This is a genomic window from Planktothrix mougeotii LEGE 06226 (assembly GCF_015207485.1).
Taxonomy (GTDB): Bacteria; Cyanobacteriota; Cyanobacteriia; order Cyanobacteriales; family Microcoleaceae; genus Planktothrix.
Window position 1 is genome coordinate 1 of sequence record NZ_JADEWU010000153.1, and the last position, 2,333, is coordinate 2,333.

The following is a 2,333-nucleotide window of genomic DNA, read 5'->3' on the forward strand; positions in this document are numbered from 1 at the left end:
GGTTCATTGGGTTCGGGGGGCGGTTGTACCTCTTCAATGGGCGGTTGTACCTCTTCAACGGGGGGCTGTACGTTTTCAACGGGGGGTTGATATTCCGGTTGAGGAGTTGGAGGATTTAACCATTGTTGCCAATCTTGAATTTGAGCTTGAGCTTGGGAATAAGTGCTAGTTCCAGGGGGAATTTTCTTTAAAATCCCAATCGCCCCAGGGAGATCATAAGTGGATTGATCTAAGCCGAGTTGTAATAAACTTTGGCTCCATTGATTAATGAGTTGATCAACTTGTGAACGTAATCGGCTGGAATTCGAGACTTTATTCGCCATATTAATAGCCGCTACATAGGAATCCGGGGTTCCTGGTGCTGCTAGGGTTTCTGAATTTTGGAGATTTTCGACATCCCGGAGTTGGGTTTTCCATTGGCGAATTTTGCTATTAGCGGTGCTATATAAGACAATACCGGAGGAGATTTGTTGGGCTTGGGCAATGGCCTCTGCATAATTGCCTTCGGCGGCTAACTGTTCTGCTCGGTCTAAAATCGGTTGATATTCTAATCGTTGACTGCGATCTCTCCATTCCGCAATATGATTTTGGGCATTATCATATAAAGCCCGTCCGCGACCAATTTTTTGAGCTTGGGCGATGGCTTGTTTGAGAGAATCCGTATCTCCAAAACTGGCCAATTGTTCGGCCATGTCTAATAACGGTTTATCTTCAATTTCTTCAATGCGACGTGTCCAACTCACCATTTCAGTTTTAGCTTCCTGTCCACGGGGGTTAGAAGCGGGAATGGTTTGAACTTGGGCAATGGCCGCTCTGAGATCGTTAACGCCTCCGGGTTGAGCTAATTGTCTGGCCCGCTCTAAGGTGGCAACATCGGCAATTGATCCTTGCCAATTGTTAATATACTCTTGGGCTTTTTGATAAAGGGGGCGATCTCGACCGATTTTTTGAGCTTGGGCGATCGCATCTTTTAATCCAGCAACGGTATCTAATAAAGCGGGAACATTAGCTTTTGCTAAAACAACAAAATCCTTAACATTTTCTTGTAAATTGGCACTACTGGGAATTTTATTGACAATATTAATCGCTTCTTGCCAATTGCCATTTTTGAGCGTTTCTTCAGCCAACGCCATAATTTTATTGCTGATGGTGGTAATTTCTTTTTGTCCAGCATCTTTTAAATAACTCTCAGGGGAAAGCTGATCAATTAACTTTGTAGCTGCAATCAAATTATCAACACTGCCCTGTTCAATTAAACTTCTAGCTTTGGCTAATTTTTGGCTATCTTCGCGGGTAATTGCAATCCGATCTGTGAGTTCTTGATATTTAGTTGTCCCCCAATAATTATTCCCCAAATTTAATAATAATGTGGCTTCTTTAAACGCCAAATTCAACTTTTCTTGGCGCATTAAATTCTCAGTTTCCTCATAAACTTTTTCCGCTTCATCCCAAATAGAATTCCATTGGTCAATGCGTTTAGAAACTTGAGCAGCAGCCGGGGTATGTTCAGGGGTTTTTTCTGCGGCGGCAATGGCTTCTGAGAGTTGACCCGCTTGGAACATTTGTTCAGCCAAATCTAAAATATCCATTGACCATTGTTCAATTTGGCGATTAATTTCGGGACGTAGAGGATGATCTTCTGGTAAACTATTGACTAAATCAATGGCGACTAATAAATCGGCAACGGTTTGTTTATTAGCGGCAGATTCTGCACAATATAACCGTAACGAAGCAGAGGCTACCGGCCAGAAAATTTTAGGACAATTGGGTAAAGCGGGTAAACGGAACAATAGACCCACGGCTAAAACCCCAATTCCGCCGGGAACTAAAATCAACAACGCTAAGATTAGAGGAACTAAGTTAACCGGAATGGTTCTGGGGAAAACAAAACGTTTTCGTTTTTCCGGTTTCGGGGAAGATGAGGTGAGTGGGGGTTGATAAAGAACAATCTGGTTGGCTGTTCTGGGTAGTGGAGCAGAATGCGGTGCTTCAGTAGAAGTTGGGGGTTGGGTCTTCGTCACCTCCAAGTTCGTGCAAAGTTCCTTCAGCCATTCTGCACGACTTTTGCGAACCAACGAACGAATGGGAATTTGGGGAGAATTCCCGGTATCGGTCGTTTTAGGGGATTGACTTTGACTTTGTTGTTCTTGATTTTCACTCATAAAAGTAGGATGGGAGTGTGGAAACGAGCGCGTCTTCAGACAACAGAGGAAACACGACTCAGGGGAATTTATTCCCCGTGAATATTGGATTGGGAACCGACAAAAATTGTTGTATTTGCCGATTCCCGGTTTTTTTGGGATTTCTCCCACTCCTATTTCTAGGGTGAAGTT

At 43.5% G+C, this 2,333-nt stretch carries 1 protein-coding gene; it reads right to left on the bottom strand.

Going from position 1 to position 2,333, the window contains the following annotated elements; genetic code table 11:
• A partial coding sequence (locus IQ236_RS27455; protein WP_193872395.1) for an AAA family ATPase occupies positions 1 to 2,162 on the bottom strand: 2,162 nt, incomplete at its 3' end.
• Positions 2,163 to 2,333 lie beyond the last annotated feature (171 nt).